Annotated in this window: 1 protein-coding gene; it reads right to left on the bottom strand. The window is 46.4% G+C overall.

Features of this window, described 5'->3' with window-relative positions; translation table 11 throughout:
- Nucleotides 1–57: 57 nt before the first annotated feature.
- Nucleotides 58–17,568 (bottom strand): isopeptide-forming domain-containing fimbrial protein, encoded by a 17,511-nt coding sequence (locus R9C00_04365; GenBank protein WPO36680.1) that lies wholly within the window; start codon nt 17,566–17,568, stop codon nt 58–60.
- Nucleotides 17,569–17,865: the final 297 nt, after the last annotated feature.

Here is a 17,865-nt window from a genome sequence, read left to right as displayed (position 1 = left end):
TGTTTTGATGTTGGCTAGTGCATTCGAACAAAACACCCGAATGCACTAGCTTTTTATTTATCTGTGTAGTGTGAAGAAACCTGCTTTGAGCGCTTCGCCCGTTTCCTTGTTTTTCAACACATAGTAATATGTTCCGTCTGGCAATGGATTTCCATTGTACGTTCCTGCCCAATCATTCTGATAAGAGTCCGATTCAAATACTTTATTACCCCATCGGTTGAATACCAATAAATTGTTGTTTGGGAAATTCTCTAGCCCTTTCACTTCAAGGTAATCGTTGAAGCCATCGAAGTTTGGAGTGATGATCTCTGTTACTTCTACTGGAAGTTCCACTTTGATGATCACCATTGCCGTGTCGCACAGTTCGTCACAAACTTCTGGGCAAATAGTGTAAATCAAGGTATCTCTTCCTGCAAAACCTGCTTCAGGTTCATAATTCACTGAGAAATCATTGTTGACAGAGGCAAAACCATGTTTAGGCTGCTGGGTGATAGTCACCAACATGAATTCCGAGTTTAGGGAATCGTTGGCAAAAATCTCAATATCCAAAACCTCACCTATTACCGACTCTACCGAATCTGTATTGGCAACTGGTGGAGGTAATACTGCCACAAGTATCGTATCTCTAGAGATCGTACCACAAACGCTGTTTTCCAATGTCCAAACAAACTCGTAAGTGTTTCCTGGTTGCAAGTTGGTCACTATAGTTTGTGCCTCGGTTGGGTGGGTAATGACAGGATCGGCATCCATGGTTGACCACCTTCCTGTTAATCCAGCCCTTATATTACCAACCAGCTCAACAACCGCTGGCTCGCCACAGGCTATTTTATCTACGCCTGCGTAAGCATTATCATCAACCGTATCCACCAACTTCATATCCAAAATCCTTGAAGGCTCGGACTCGCAACTTCCTTTCACATGAGTCACGTAGTAATCTCCTTCCTCAGCATTTGGCAGCTCTAATGTGTGCGTAGCTGTTGTTATAGTTCTACCATCTGGTAAGTACCATACATACCCCGTTACGTCTACTACTTCATTGGTCTCGAATATGACCAAATCAGTTACACATATTGGGTTATTACTTGAAATCAAAGGTTTTTCAGGTGCAATGATCATTCCTACATGAACCGAATCAGTAGCTGAGCAACCTGTTCCATAGGTAACAGTAAGGTAATAATATCCCGTATCAGCTTCACTCAAATTCTCAATAGCAGGTGGGAATTTATTATCAGACCTAAAACCATTTGGCCCTATCCATTCGTACCCTTCTGCTTGTGTAGAAGAAGAAAGCCTAACAACTTCGCCTTCACATTTATCTTCTACCTCATCGAGCACTGGAGGCACTACCGTAGCTGGGTCAATTACATTTACCTCCGTCTCCACCGGGTCGGACTCGCATCCGTCAGTGGTGATGATCAGATAATATTTATAAGGTGAGCCTGCAAAGGTCAGGTCAGAAACTACTGCGTTTTGGTTCGTGGAAATCAACTGCCCCGGCATGCCAGGCATTGTGGTGCTCTCCGCATACCAAGCGTAGCCCGCATTATTCACCGAGTTCCCGAACAAGGTCACGTCGCTGCTCTCGCAGATAGGGCCGCTGTTCGATGGGATAGCCACTGGCTTGCTCTTGATCGTGATAGAGATAGCTGTCGAATAATCCGACTCGCAGCCAGTCGCCGTGATGCCAGTCTTCACTTTCCAGTCTCCCGACAGATAGTTCACATCACCGTCTGGGATAGTCAAGCTTCCGACCGTGGTCGCTACGATGTTTCCGTTAGGAGCGACCCATTCGTAAGTATCCGCTACCGCTGTCGTCGCTAGCTCTATTGATTGTTCTTTGCAGACTTCTAATGAAGTTGCTGTAAGAACCGGTTGAGTTGGTTTCGCATTTACCACAACATCGAAAGTCGTAGATAATGTGCATCCGCTTGAAGTACCTACCGTCAGGTAATATGTTCCTTCGTTCGCTACTGTTGCATCTGTGATAACTGGCGGTTGTGCATCTGTTGATTTAAAACCATTAGGGCCAGTCCATTCATAGCTTGTCAGCGATGCTCCAGAGTTCGAGGTAAAGTCAGACGAAAGCGTGATAGATGCATCCTCACAGATGACCGCATCACCCGTGATGGCGAGCACGTCCACGTTCGGGTCTGTCACGATCACCTCTGTCTCCACAGGGTCGGACTCACATCCGTCCGTCGTGATGATCAAATAATATTTATATGGAGAACCTGCAAAGGTTAGCCCAGAGATCGTTTCGTTCTGGTCGGTAGAGATCAGGTTGCCCGGAGTGCCAGGTGTCGTCGTGCTCTCCGCATACCAAGCGTAACCAGCATTGTTCACCGAGTTCCCGAACAAGGTCACGTCACTGCTCTCGCAGATAGGGCCGCTGTTAGACGGTATCGCAACAGGCTTGCTCTTTATCGTTATCGAAATCGGTGCCGAATAATCGGACTCGCAATTGGTTGTCGTGTTGCCCACTTTCACCTTCCAGTCTCCCGATAAATAGTTTACATCACCATCTGGAATTGTGAGGCTTCCGACCGCAGTCGTCACCACGTTGCCGTTTGGTGCAACCCATTCGTAAGTATCCGCTACCGCTGTTGTCGCTAGCTCTATTGATTGTTCTTTGCAGACTTCTAATGAAGTTGCTGTAAGAACCGGTTGAGTTGGTTTCGCATTTACCACAACATCGAAAGTTGTAGATAATGTACAACCGCTTGAAGTCCCAACAGTCAAGTTATACGTCCCGGCATTTGCAACCGTAGCATTGGTGATCACCGATGGCTGGGCTTGTGTGGAAGTGAAGCCGTTTGGCCCTGTCCACACATAGCTCGTCAATGTCGCGCCTGAGTTCGAGGTGAAGTCTGGTGACAAAGTAATCGAAGCTCCCTCGCAAATGGCTGCATCACCTGTGATGGCGAGCACGTCCACGTTCGGGTCTGTCACGATCACCTCTGTCTCCACCGGGTCGGACTCGCATCCGTCCGTCGTGATGATCAGGTAATATTTATAAGGCGAGCCAGCAAAGGTCAAGTCAGGAACTACCGTGTTCTGGTCGGTAGAGATCAGGTTGCCCGGAGTGCCAGGCGTTGTGGTGCTCTCCGCATACCAAGCGTAGCCCGCATTGTTCACCGAGTTCCCGAACAAGGTCACGTCACTGCTCTCGCAGATAGGCCCGCTGTTAGACGGTATCGCAACAGGCTTGCTCTTTATCGTTATCGAAATCGGTGCCGAATAATCGGACTCGCAATTGGTTGTCGTGTTGCCCACTTTCACCTTCCAGTCTCCTGATAGATAATTTACGTCTCCGTCAGGGATAGTCAAGCTTCCAGTCACCGTGTTCACCACATTGCCATTTGGCGCAACCCATTCGTAAGTATCCGCTACCACTGTCGTCGCAAGTTCTATTGATTGTTCTTTGCAGACTTCTAATGAAGTTGCTGTAAGAACCGGTTGAGCTGGCTTTGCATTCACTACTACTGTAAAATCAGTTGAGAGTGTACATCCACCCGATGTCCCAACGGTCAAATAATAAGTCCCTGCGTTAGCAATGGTCGCACCCGTGATAACTGGCGGTTGTGCATCTGTTGATTTAAAACCATTAGGTCCAGTCCATTCATAGCTTGTCAGCGATGCCCCAGAGTTCGAGGTAAAGTCTGGTGACAAAGTAATCGAAGCTCCCTCGCAAATGGCCGCATCACCTGTGATAGCGAGCACGTCAATATTTGGATCGGTCACGATCACCTCCGTCTCAACCGGATCGGACTCACATCCGTCCGTCGTGATGATCAAATAATATTTATATGGAGAACCTGCAAAGGTCAGCCCAGAGATCGTCTCGTTCTGGTCGGTCGAGATCAGGTTGCCCGGAGTACCAGGCGTTGTGGTGCTCTCCGCATACCAAGCATAGCCGGCGTTGTTCACCGAGTTCCCGAACAAGGTCACGTCGCTGCTCTCGCAGATAGGGCCGCTGTTCGATGGGATAGCCACTGGTTTCGATTTAATTGTGATCGAAATTACGGTCGAATAATCCGACTCGCAGCCAGTCGCCGTGATGCCAGTCTTCACTTTCCAGTCTCCCGACAGATAGTTCACATTACCGTCTGGGATAGTCAAGCTTCCGACCGTGGTCGCTACGATGTTTCCGTTAGGAGCGACCCATTCATAGGTATCGGCTACGGCCGTGGTTGAAAGTTCAATTGGTTCTTCCATACAGACCTCCAAGGAAGCTGCCGTCAACACTGGCTGCGCTGGTTTCGCATTTACCGTTACCGCAAAAGTTGTAGATAATGTACAACCGCTAGAAGTACCTACCGTCAGGTAATATGTTCCCGCATTCGCAACCGTAGCATTCGTGATCACCGATGGCTGGGCTTGCGTGGAAGTGAAGCCGTTTGGCCCTGTCCACACATAGCTCGTCAATGTCGCACCCGAGTTCGATGTGAAGTCTGGTGACAAAGTAATCGAAGCTCCCTCGCAAATAGCTGCATCACCTGTGATGGCGAGCACGTCCACGTTCGGGTCTGTCACGGTCACCTCTGTCTCAACAGGGTCGGACTCGCATCCGTCCGTCGTGATGACCAGGTAATATTTATATGGAGAACCTGCAAAGGTCAGCCCAGAGATCGTTTCGTTCTGGTCGGTCGAGATCAGGTTGCCCGGAGTGCCGGGCGTTGTGGTGTTCTCTTCGTACCAAGCATAGCCGGCGTTGTTCACCGAGTTCCCGAACAGGGTCACGTCGCTGCTCTCGCAGATAGGCCCGCTGTTCGATGGGATCGCCACTGGCTTGCTCTTGATCGTGATCGAGATCGGTGTCGAATAATCCGACTCACAACCCGTCGCCGTGATGCCCGTCTTCACTTTCCAGTCTCCCGATAGGTAGTTTGCGTCTCCGTCTGGAATTGTGAGGCTTCCGACCGCAGTCGTCACCACGTTACCGTTTGGAGCGACCCACTCATAGGTATCGGCTACAGCCGTAGTTGAAAGTTCAATTGATTCTTCCATACAAACCTCCAAGGAAGCTGCCGTAAGAACTGGCTGCGCTGGCTTGGCATTTACCGTTACGTTTTCTGTATCGGTAATCGTACAACCATTATCTGTAATAACTGTCAAGGTATAAACCCCGGCGTCGGTAGTAGTTGCAGCGGTAATGGCGGCTGGCGTTTCTTTTGTAGAACTAAAGCCATTTGGTCCACTCCATACCCAAGCAACTATATCGTTTCCTGTAGTAGTGGCTGTGAGCGCAATCGTTTCACCTTCACAAATCGCACCTACTGGGTCAATTGCCACGGTACTTAAAGAAGGATCGTCTATCTGTACCGTAGTCGTTGCTACATCAGACACACAACTTCCTACCGTCACTTGTAAATAGTAGGTATAAGGTCCTCCTGCATTTGTCAATCCTGAAACTACGGCAATTCTATCCGTAGAGAAAGGCGTTGCTGGTCCGCCAGTTGGGTCTGTGGTGTACCAAGCGTAGTCTGCATCTGTCAACTCATTTCCCGTAAGGGTCACATCATTTCCTTCACATACAGGACCGTTGTTGCTGGCAATGGCAACTGGTTTTGCGTTCAACGCCACACTCACCGCATCAGAAAACTCTGACTGACATGTTGCCGCATCTTCTACTTTTACCGTCCAAGCACCAGCCAAATATTGGGCATCACCGTCCGATACTGTCAACAAGTGGGCATTAGCCCCGTTCGTGGTCAAGGTTACTCCATCAGGAGCTAACCAGTAGTAATTTGTGTAGCCTGGTGTAGCTGCTAATTGGATGTCATTTCCATCACACACTGCTGAATTTACTGCACTCAAGGCAGGTTTCGCAGGTTGGTTCAACACAACCGAAGTAACGTCTTGCGCCGTGCAACTTCCGTTTGCCGAAGTGATGGTCACGGTATAAGTTCCTGCTTTGTATTCCGAAGTTCCTGCAACGATGGTCACGTTTTGCTGAGAAGAAGTGAAGCCATCGGGACCCGACCAAGCATAGGTATAAGTTCCCGCAGCACCTGGCGTAGCCGTCAACTGGATATCTGTTCCGTTGCAATATGGGCCCGTATTTCCAGCAGTTACTGTTGGGATTTCATCTATCACCACTTGCTCAGTAAGAGAAGCAGCCGATTGACATCCATCCACTGTCACTTTTACTATATACTGCCCTGCATGGCTCGTTTGGTCCACATTATTAATAATCAGCGTTGGGCTAGTTTCAGCCAATACCGTCGGAGTACTTGTCGCATCGTCGATGAATGTCCATTCATACACAACTGTTGTCCCTGTGTAAGTCGAAGCATTAATCGTCAAGGTACTTCCTTCGCACTCGCCCCCAGCTTTTGTAAGAACTGGAGTAGAAGGGACAGTTCCCAACTCTACCCTAGTTACCCCTGAAGTGCTACAGTTTGAAGCATTGTAGGCTATTAAGGTATAATCTCCTGCCTTCACAGAGCTACCCGGAATTAGTGGGTCAGCTACGATTGCCACCAAGTTATTATCAGGGTCGTACCATTCGTATGCTGTGGCTACCACGTTGGCAGTAAGTTGCAAATCACTTCCCGGACAAATAGGTCCAGCGTTGGTAGGGACAAATGCCGCTGGCAATGCATCGATACTTAATGCATGATTGGCAGAATTTGCCGAAACGCAACCATCTATGGTTACTCCCACTTGGTAATTTCCATCATCTGAACCAATGGCTACATTATTAACCGTAAGCTCAGGAATAGCTGTTACTTGGGTAGTGCCTCCTGGCAAGTACCATGTATAACTAATAGTTGTTCCTGCACCTGTAAAGTCGGTGGTGGTAAGCGTTAAATTTTCGTTTTCACAAATAGAATTCAAACCTGCAATTACCGGAGTAGCTGGTGTAGGTTTGATAGTTACAGGAACTGGATCAGACCAATCTGACACACATCCATTTACATCGATACACCTTACCCTCCAATTTCCCGACTGGTATTCTGCGTTTGCCGAAGCAATGTTCAAGCTTGGTGCAGCTGCTCCTGTCGGGATAATTGTACCTGAAGGTGCTTGCCATTCGAACCCACCGCCACAAGCAGAGGTTGTTGTCAATTGGATAGCTGTTCCATCACAAATAGATGCTACTGCAGCTGCAATGTCAGGCTTCGCAGGTGAAGGAATATCCACCGATACGGTTGCCGAAACTGGACAAGCTGGTGTAGTAAGCGAAGTCAGGGTTACCGTATAATCTCCTGCCAAGTAATTTGCATCTGCCGAATTAATGGAAGGATTAATTGCCGTAGAAGAGAATCCACTTGCATGTGTCCACTGTACCGAATAAGTTCCTGCAGGGTTCGTAGTGGTAAAACTCAAATCAATATTGTCACCATCACAAACCGTTAGCGTTGGAGTTACTGTCAAATTTGGTGCTTCGTTAATGGTTACGCCTTCTCCTACCGAAACAGGCGAAGTACAACCGTCTCTGGTAACCGAAACTGTATAAACACCTGCATTTGCAGTTTTATCTACATTATTTATCGTAATGCTATTGCTATTGAAAGCCAATGCTGTTGGAGTAGAAGTCGCATCATCCACAAATGACCAGTTATAGGTCACTACCGTTCCTGCTACTACCGGAGTAGTCAACGTCAAACTTGCTCCTTCGCAAAGCGGACCGTTGCTTGTAAGCGTTGGCTGATCAGGTCCGATACTTACCGCTACCGATGATTGAGCGGAAGCACATGCGAACACATCCGTCATGGTCACGTAATAAGTACCTTCATTTGCCACTGTTGGACTAACAATAATTGGGTTTTGGTCTGTAGAAGTAAACCCGTTCGGACCTGTCCAGCTAAATGAATAGCCACCTCCGCCACTTACTGGTGCGGCAAAGAGTTGCAACGTTGCTCCTGCTGGGTCGCATGCCACATGTGAGGTGCTTGCCGTTACCACTGGCTTTGCATTTACAGCAACTGTTTGAATAGCTGAAGTAACTGGGGCACAAACTCCCAAAGAAACCTGAACCGTATAATCATCGGCATCGGCTGCTGCAAGTGGGGTAAAGCTCAACGTATTTGAGTTCCCACCCACAGGTGCACCGCCTTTGAACCACGCATAAGAAGCTCCTGGAATAGCCGTGGTACTCAACGTGAGCACTTCGCCTTCGCAATCATCTCCTGTCACCGAAATGGTCACTCCTGCTGCAAGGATGTCTTCGTCGTCAATATTATCCGTAGCCGTATCTTCGTAATCGTTCGCTCCTGCTTCGCCAATATCGGCTGCAACGCCTGTCCTTTCGGCTGCATAGCCGTTTAACCCTGCATACGGAGCTACTGGCAGAGCAGCTTGGTCGGTATCTTTCAAACTTTCCCACCTCAAGGTCACCGCATCGGCTACCGTTTCACATGGGTCCATAGAACCTGTTGAAGTCACACCAAAGGTAATAGTAGCTACATCGCCTAGGGCAAGCTCATCAATTACCACATCTAATTGCTGACCAACTACTCCTGAGCTGCTGGCAACTGCGCCAACTACAGTAATTCCCCCACCATCATATGCCAACTCGGCTGGCAACAAATCGGTGATGCTTACATCGAATGCATCAGCGTTTGAAGCTCCTGTATGTTCAACTGTAATGGTTACCTGAACGGTTTCCGCATCTCCTATGTCTGGTTGGGCAAAACTTGTACTTACTTCTAGTTCTGATTCTGCCACAACTAATGCCCCTGTTGAAGAATTTGCTGTTTCAGGATTGCTCAATGCATCTTCCCAATTCAAGGTAGCAGAAGAATTCAACCCTCCTGTCCCTCTAGTATTTGCTGTGCTGTTTATTACTGCAGCTCGGTACGTCACCGTAATGGTTTCATCGTCAGCATCCGCATCGGAGTTGGTCACATCACCAAAGTCGAAGGAAATGCTTCGGGCATCGTTTGCAGTTCCACCGCCTACATTGCCTACCGTAGGCGTGATGCTTGCTAACGCTCCGTTGGAAGAAGTTACCGCACCGTTTGCTGTGATAGAAACCACGTCCACAAATGCCAGTCCCGCTGCTAGTTGAGCATCCAATACTACATTATCGGTTACACCTTGGGCAACGGTCATTACTGCTTCGTAGGTAATGATTTCACCAATATGTACTTGCCCTGCTGCTGCATAGCCTGGAGCTATCCCCGTTCTTGAAAGTGAGAAAAGAGGACCGCCGTTGGTAAAGGAAGCTGTTTCAGTTACTTGAGGTTGAGCCGCTTCCGATGGAGCTGTTTTCCAACTTACTCCTGCCGTATTGGTTACTGTTTCTTTCACTTTTACTCCTGTAGAAACAGTTGCCGTATAAGTTATAATGACTACATCAAGCCCTGTATTTGTTGGAGTGATGCTACCATCGTCCGCCGCTACTGGATTGGTAAGCTGGAATGTCCCTGCTGCCAAAGTTCCTGTATAGGCTACTGGATTTCCATCGCCGTCCAGAACTGAAACCAACGTTGGGCTTCCTAGCCCAGCGATTGGCACTACGGGATCTTCCAGAGCAACGTCAACCGCTGCACCGTCTCCTATATTTTCAATGGTTATTTTATATGTAATAACATCGCCAGCTTGCGCGCCGGATAAATCCCTATTTTCTGGAAAACCTGCTCCGCCTACTAGGCTCGCGCTAGCATTGCTCGATGCCGAAATACCTTTGGCAATTTGCAAATTTGGAGCGACTACACTCACGTTAGGTGCTGCGTCTGCTTTAGAAAGTGGTGCACCTGCTGGGTTCGCAGGGTCTTGCCAGCTTATGGTCGCATTATTGGAAAGTGTTCCCGCTGCACCTGTATTTACTTTCGCTTCGTAAGTTATCGTAATAGTTTCTGTTACCGCATCGTCTGTGTTGGTATTGGTTACGGTTTCAAGGTCAATTTCTATTTGGTTGGAAGTCCCACCCGCTGCGTCCGACACGGAAATTGCCGATTCGGCTGCGGTAAAGCCTCCAATAACCGAGGTGCTTACATCGCCAGAAGAAGCTGTAATACTGATGCTTCCTGGCACATAGCTCAAGCCGTCGCTCATGATATCTCCCACCAACACATTATTGGTAGCACCGCCTTTGGCAGTTGCTTCTGGCAAGGTTACAATGAGCTGATAAGTAACCGTTTCCCCAGGCTGAACTTCGTTTGCCAACGGAGCATTATTAGGTACAATGCTCAAAATTGACTTTGCGATCAGCAAATCGGAAACCGTTACGCTGGCATCGTCATTTGCCGACGAAGAAGTAGCATCGTAGCCATCAGGCGAAGCTTTCCACTCAATTTGAGCGTTGCTTGTCAAAACCTCTCCTGGCTGCACACTGGTCAATAACTCCGCCTCGTAAGTAAGAATAATAATATTTGAACCATCTCCAGAACCATCGTCTTCTCCTAAAGAGCCACTCATAGGCAAGCCCGTTGCTGTGAAAATATCATTACGATCTGCCAATACGAATCCCGTTCCGAATAGGTCGTTTCCTGCTCCATCAGTAATTGTTTGTACATCGTAGCTGGTCAAACCAGCAATGGTTGGTATTTTCAATTTCAAGGCGTTGCCTGTACCATCGCCCGAGTTGGTGATGGTTACGGTAAAAGTTACTTTGTCTCCCGCATCAGATGAAACAATGTCATCATTGATAGGAGTTGCTGGTGAAGCTGGCAAGGTTGCTTTTGCTGTTGGATTATCAGAATCTGAAACGCCGTGGACAATTGCCAAGTCAGGCTCTACCACTGTATATTCTGGCGCTGATCCATCTACCGAATAAGGCGTTCCACCAGCATCTTCCCAAGACCATTCGGCTGTATTATTAACTGCACCTGTTGCATCGTCGGCGACTTTTACGGTGTATTCAATTCGAATAGTTTCGCTGGAAACCACATTACTGTTGGTAAGCGTTCCGAAGTTGAGTGTCAAAATATTATCAACCAGGCCTGCACCTAAATTCTCATCTGTGATAGAAGTTGGAGCACTTGCCTCGATGGCGGCAAAACCACCTGCTATAGAAGTAGTTACTTGCGCATTATTTACAGTAATGTCTACCGAAGTAACAAACGTTCCTTCTTCAAATAAAAGCCCATCGTCAAGTATATCCCTCAATTCAACATTTTGAGAAGTACCTGCTGGTACAAGTACATTTACTTCATAAGTAATTACCTCACCTGGTTGTACTAGGCTAGAACCGGGCATACCTGGGGCAATTTGTGGAGCAACTGAATTAACCGTTTTGGTCAAGTCAGGATTTACTACCGTAACCGAAGCTTGGTCTTGTACCGGACCAAAGTCAAAGGTTGGGTCTGTTCCTGTAGTCGTTCTCCAAGTTGCAGTTGCCGTGTTTACCAATGTTCCGGAAAGCGAGGCTACCGTGGTAACTTTTGCATCGTAGGTAATTACTATGACATCGGAACCGCTCAGGTTTGATTCATCTAAGCTATTTCCTGCCGAAAGGGTCAACCCCGAGCCAAATAAGTCACTAGTTGTCCCAAGAACAGTTCCATCAAAATTGCCACTTATATCTACTCCATCACCATCTTCCACACTTAGTACTTCGTAATCCCCAAGCCCTGCTATTTGCGGGTCGGTTACTTTTACCGAAGTTGCTTTTCCATCTCCTTGGTTTTGGATGGTGATGACAAATGTAACTTCGTCGTCCACCTCGGCATTCACCAAGTTTCTATCTTCTGGAAACCCGCTTGCTCCTGTGAAGCCACCGCCACCATTCGTTCCTGAAACCCCTTTGGTCACTACCAAATCTGGCGCAACGATGGTCACATCAGGAGCTTGGGTAGTTTCTGTATAAGTAGTCCCCAAGTCATCTTCCCAACTCAAAGTCACAAAGTTGGACATGGTTTCCCCCGTTACCACTGTATTACCAACTAGCACATCATATACTATCGTAATTCTTTCAACCGCCGCATCTACTACATTGCTGTTAGTGATGTTTCCAAAAGTGAGTTGCAAGCGGTCATCTGTTCCTGCAAAGTTGGTGATGCTTGCACTTGTGGCAATTGTACCAGGAGCAGGATCGAAGCCATTTCCTATACTTGACTCAATATCTGTAGAAGAACGAGTAATGGAAACCACTTGGTCGAAAGACATTTTTGGATTTACCACATCCACCAACTGAAGGTTTTTCGCAGTTCCCGCAGGTACAGTCACCACCACCTCGTAGCGGATAGATTCTCCCGATTGGGCTTCGGTCGTCCCCGTAGAAATCGGCATGATGTCCGTAACAGTTTTGGCTACCGAAGGCTCGCCCAAGGTAATTCTTGCCGCATCTGCCTCTGGTCCATACTCTACTGTACCCGTAGAAGAAGTCCATGTAATTTCCGCATTGTCCACCAACGTTCCGCTCATCAGCGCATCGTCGGTTACTTCCACTGTGTATTCTATGATGAGCACATCGTCGCCCGTGTTGTCGGGGTCGCTGTCGTTGTCATTTTTAGCAAGGTTTGGCGTGAAATTCAAACCTGTATTCAAATCGCCAGTATAATCTGCCGCAGTGTATGTGGTTACGCCATCGTTCAACCTTACCGAAGTAATGGTGTAATTTGAAAGCGCAGAAAGTGCAGGAACGGTGATTTCTAAGTTACTTGCCGCTACATCGCTGTTATTTTCTATGGTCAATCGTAAGGTAACCACATCGCCGGCACTAGCCCCACCTGTGATGTCGCCATCTTCTGGAAATGCCGTTCCAGGTGTTGGGTTGATAATTCCCGCATCCGTAGTTTGAATAACCCCGTGGGTGAAATCCAAATCTGGAGCAACTACGGTTACATCGTTGGCATTATCAGTTTTAGTAATTCTACCAGCACCATTCGGATTATCGTAAGCAAAGCTTGCCGTGTTTCCTAAGGTAGTACCTGGTGTGTTGGCAGGTATATTTTCCACCAATACTTCATATTCCAAAATCAATTTGTCATTTCCTGCATCCGCATCGGTATTGGCATTGGCAACTGTCCCAAGATCAAACGTGATCGTCTGTCCACTTATCAGTTCTGTTGAAAGTGAGTTTGTTACCAAGGCATCGTTTACAAAACTTAGTGAAGCAGCTTGGTAAGCCAAACCAGCATCCAATACATCTGTGATTCGCACATTTTGCATTTCAGATTCTGGCAAATTCACCTCTATCCTATAAGTCAACACTTCGCCAACTTGTACTTCATTTAGGTTAGTGGTAGAATTAGGTGTGATGCTTTTCAATGTTTTGGTCATGGAAACATCTTCCATAGTCACTGTAGCATCTTCCGATTCGGTTAGGTCAGTTACAGCAGTTGCTGTAGGTCTCCAAAGAACTGTAGAGCGGTTGGTGATGGTTTGGGTCGCATCTACTAGAGAAGCAACCTCTGCTGTATAAGTAATAATAACTTTATGAGGATCGCCCACCGCACCCGTGTTTGCTGGAATAGGGTTGGTGATAGCAAATGTCCCCGCATTGAAGTTACCCGAATAAGGAACATTTGTGAGCTTGTCACCTTGGGTAACAGAAAGAATATTATAATTAATAAGCGAGCCTGCCAACAAAGGTTGATCTTCCACTCTTACGGTATATGCATTTGCGAAAGCACTGGTATTTTCTAAAGTGACTACAAACGTAACTTCATCACCCGCATCCGATTGACTGATGTCGCCATTTACGGGTTCGATAGTTGGATCGGGAGAAATAGTAAGCTCTGCTGCTAAGTTTGTACTGGCCGCCACCCCTTTAGTAATACTCAAAGAAGGTTGGATAACTGTTACTTCTGCTGCTTGTGCGTTTTGCGTTGAAGTTCCACCTGGGTTATTCGGGTCGTCGAACCTCAACTCTGCATTATTATTAAGGAGTGAACCTTCGATATTTGCAGGAATATCTTGAACATTTACCTCGTATTCAATGGTAATTGTTTCTTCGTTATCGTTGGTAACTGTTAAGCCTGTGGTGGTTACATCTCCTAAATCGAAAGTAACTGATTGCCCTACCACATCTGCTATGATGTTAGTAGTATTCCAAGCTCCTTTTGTTGTTGTGATTCGTGCTGCATCTGAAACTGTTACACTTGTAATTGAACCAAACGAAAGCCCTGCATCCAAAATATCCACAACTGTTAAAGTATTCGCTTTTCCTTCAGGTAGTGTGGCAATTAATCGGTAAGTCAAGACTTCTCCTTTGAATGCCTCAGTTAAATTTCCAGAAGAATTTGGTGCAATTGAGATCAATGATTTCACCAACTCGGTTTCTCTTACCGTAGCCGTTGCATTGTCGGTTACGGTGATGTCCACGCCGTCGTCTGGAGAAGGTTTCCATCTTATAGTTGCTTGGTTTACTATATCTTCACCAGGCTCAATATCTGCACCCACATCGGCGGTGTAGGTAACGATTACTTCTTCGTTTTCAGGAATAACCGAGGCTACGCCCGAAACAGATGGAAGCTCTAAACCTGTACTTAATGAACCTGTTACCAAACCTGTAATATCTGCCCCATCGAGGGTTACACTGGTGAGTGTGTAGTTGATTAGCTTTCCTGCCAACTCAGGGTCGATGATTCTCACATCGGTTGCGGGGGCATCGGCACTCGTATTTCTTACTGTAATTTTATAAGTGATTCTATCTCCAGCATCTACATCGGTTGCATCGGAGTTTACAGGTAAAATTGCCGGTGAAGGACTTAAGTTAGCCAAACCGCTAGTTACAGACGAAATTCCTTTAGAAACTTCCAAATCTGCTTCCTTTACCGTAAGGTTGGGAGAAGGACCATTTGTCGTTCCCGATATCCAATCTACTTGTACATTATTATTTAAGCTTGTGCCCGAAGGGTAAGCCGCATCTTGTTCTACTCTTGCTTTATATACAATTTCCAACTGCTCCAGCACGCCGTCGTCCGTATTGCTGTTTATGATATCGCCAGAAAAAGTGATAACTACCTCGTTGTCTGTTCCCCCACTATCGTCGGTGGCATTTACATTATACACGGGAATGCTTACATCTCCCGATGGACTTGAAATACCGATAGAACCAGAAACATAGGTAAGCCCTGGGGTCATCACATCAGTCAGCACTACATCTTCAAAAGAACCCTCTGGCAAATCAATGGTGATTTTGTATTCAATCTCCTGCCCTGCAACTACATTGTTTCCACTAGTAATTCCTGTTGGTGTAATAGCGTTGATACTTTTTACCAATGAAGCCGATTCAATTCCTACAGTAGCTTCGTCATCAATAGGATCGAACTTAGATGGATGCCCTGGAGACGCTGCCCACGTCACGTAGGCTGTATTTTCAATTTCTATTTCTGGAGTTACGCTCACATCTACCTCGGCAGTGTAAGTAATAATGATCATGTCTTGTCCAATCCCATCCGAATTATCATTTTTGGGAAGGTAAGTTGAAGCAATACTGTTCATTTTCAAGCCACCTGCCGAAAACAAGTCGCCAGAAAAATCTCCGCTGATATCCGTACCGTCCCCATCCAAAATACTGACAACCGTTTTGTTGATAAAACTGGCTGCTGGGCTAGCAATATCCCTAACGGTTACATCGAAAGCATTTGCTCCACCAATGTTTTCTACCGTAATCGCAAACGTAATGACATCGCCCGCATCTGCCTTCGTAATGTTGGCATCTACTGGGGAAGCAATTGGGGTAATGGTCGCATTGGAAGTTGGGTTATCACTGCTTACCACACCTTTGGTGATGGCAAGTTCGGGGGAGGCAATTTCTATCGCAACCAAATCTACGTCACTGGAAGTCACCGACTTGGTATTTTCCGTAGCCGCTTCCATAAAGTTGGAATGAAATAAGCCATCTGAAAAAGGATCAGTTGTAATGGTCGCATCAATTAAAATAGAAATTTTATAAGGACCTGCAGGCTGATCTATGTCAGGCCATTCAATCCTCATCATATTCTTTTGTGCATCAACCGTGATACTGGTTGGGTTAGTAGTCAAATCACTTGATGGATCAAAACTAAGGTCAGTATTTGCAGCTAAATCTGTATTTAAATCGAAGTTATTCACATCAATCACAGGAAGTGGGAAATAATCTTCAAAATAAATTCCTCTTGAGTCACCTGTAGGGATGGTCATAGTCAAACGATAGGTTACGTTATCGCCTGGGGAATAGGGACCAGAAGAAACCACTTCCTTTTTGATGGCTACTTCCGGGAGGGAAACCGTGGTACTGACTTTGTCATAATTACAACCACTTGCCCCACCTGCCATATCGTAGTTCATCGAAACATCGTTTGTCAAATTATCATTGGACAAGACTGGCTGACCAGCAAAAGCACCATCAGCCGCATAGTTCTGGAGAACCTCGGCTTGGTAAATAATTTCATATTGCGTACTGGCACGCATAGCAGTGCTCGGTATGGTATAAGTCACTGTAGTAACACCTGCAATTGGTCCCGTCGTAGCTTCAGTCACACCCACAGGTGTTGATGCCGTTCCATGTGATAGGAAATCTAACCCATCGGGGATTTTTATTTCTATCGTGCCCCCGTCTCCATCTGCAAAGTCTTCCACTCGGTAGTGCAAGGTATAGGTAACAATATTTCCAGGTGCCACCAAAGTTGGTGTCGCACTTTCTACTGCCGTAATATGTGTTGCTTGTACCTGAGAACTAGCGGCTTCGGTGGGTTGCGTTGCCCCCAAATAGTCTGCGTAGAAACTGGCGTTGTTCTGCAAATTGATGTTGGTACAATTAGCAGGGTTCAAGATATCGGTGATGTAAGCGGTGTAGGTAAAAACAATTTCTCCACCACTAGTATTTCCCGTTATTCCCCCTGCCGAATTATTTTCTATCACAACAGTACCGCCAGGCGCAGTACGTAAAGGACTGGTGGGATCAAATAAAGTAGAAGGGTTCGGGGCAAAGCCCGCAGGAAGTGAAGTTACATCTACAAACTGTAAGTTTGTCGGAAGCGCATCAGTCAGCACCATGTTATTGATAGTCTGCCCGTTGGCTATATCCACCGAAACGGTGAACTCGATGGGCCATGAGGAACCAGGAGGACGGTCGCCCAAGGGGGCATTGTTTGTTTTTGTGATTTTGTATAAAATCGGGGTGAGGTTTTTATTTGAAGCCGACCCTACAATTGGTCCACCCGCCCCAGTAGCCGTATTTCCAAACTCATAAGCAGGCTGTACACTTACTGGTAGAGGGACTCCAACCGTTGCGGTTGGTTCAATAGTAGCACAAATAGTGGCAACTAACTCTGGACCTCCACTCACCACTGAACCTACTGGAAAACGAAAAACGGTCACAACGCTTCCTGCGCCATGACCTCCAGCTGTCAAATCAGCAGCTAATATTTTCTCGCCCGTAATCGGATCGTCCATATCGGTAGCCCCATCGAACACGTCAGTGCCCGTAAAAGGAACAGGTGTAAGTGGTGTGCTCATGAAGTCAACGGTATTAAAAGTAATACCTGGCGGAAGTACTAACCGCATATAGGGACCATAACCCGCACCAGCACCGCTATTGACAATAGTTGCTGTAAAACAGACTTGCTCGCCCACAAAGTTTTCTGATGGGGCACCATTTGTTATAATAGGAGTTTGGGCAAATACTTGGTTCAGATTTGCACTGATAAATAGTGCAAAAACTAACAGTTTTAGGTAAAAGTTGCGCATGTAAATTGATTGGCTTAACTCAATTAAGTATCGTTTTCAATATTATCTGAGCATCCAACGCCACCACCTCACCTTTATTAGCTATTTCCTCAGCTTTTTTTCTAATTATCTTTTTTTAGTACACATGCACAATAAAATAATATTTTGATTTTTATAAAAAAATTACATTTAATATTGAAATACATACAAAAACCAATATTAATACAAAAGAAAACTCTTCGCCCTTAGCATATTGACTTAGAGTATAAATACTAAATACCCAATCTCATTCTCTACATATTTTCGTTATAATTGTCC

The sequence above is a fragment of the Flammeovirgaceae bacterium SG7u.111 genome (assembly GCA_034044135.1).
GTDB lineage: Bacteria > Bacteroidota > Bacteroidia > Cytophagales > Flammeovirgaceae.
This window is presented reverse-complemented; position numbering and strand designations above follow the sequence as displayed.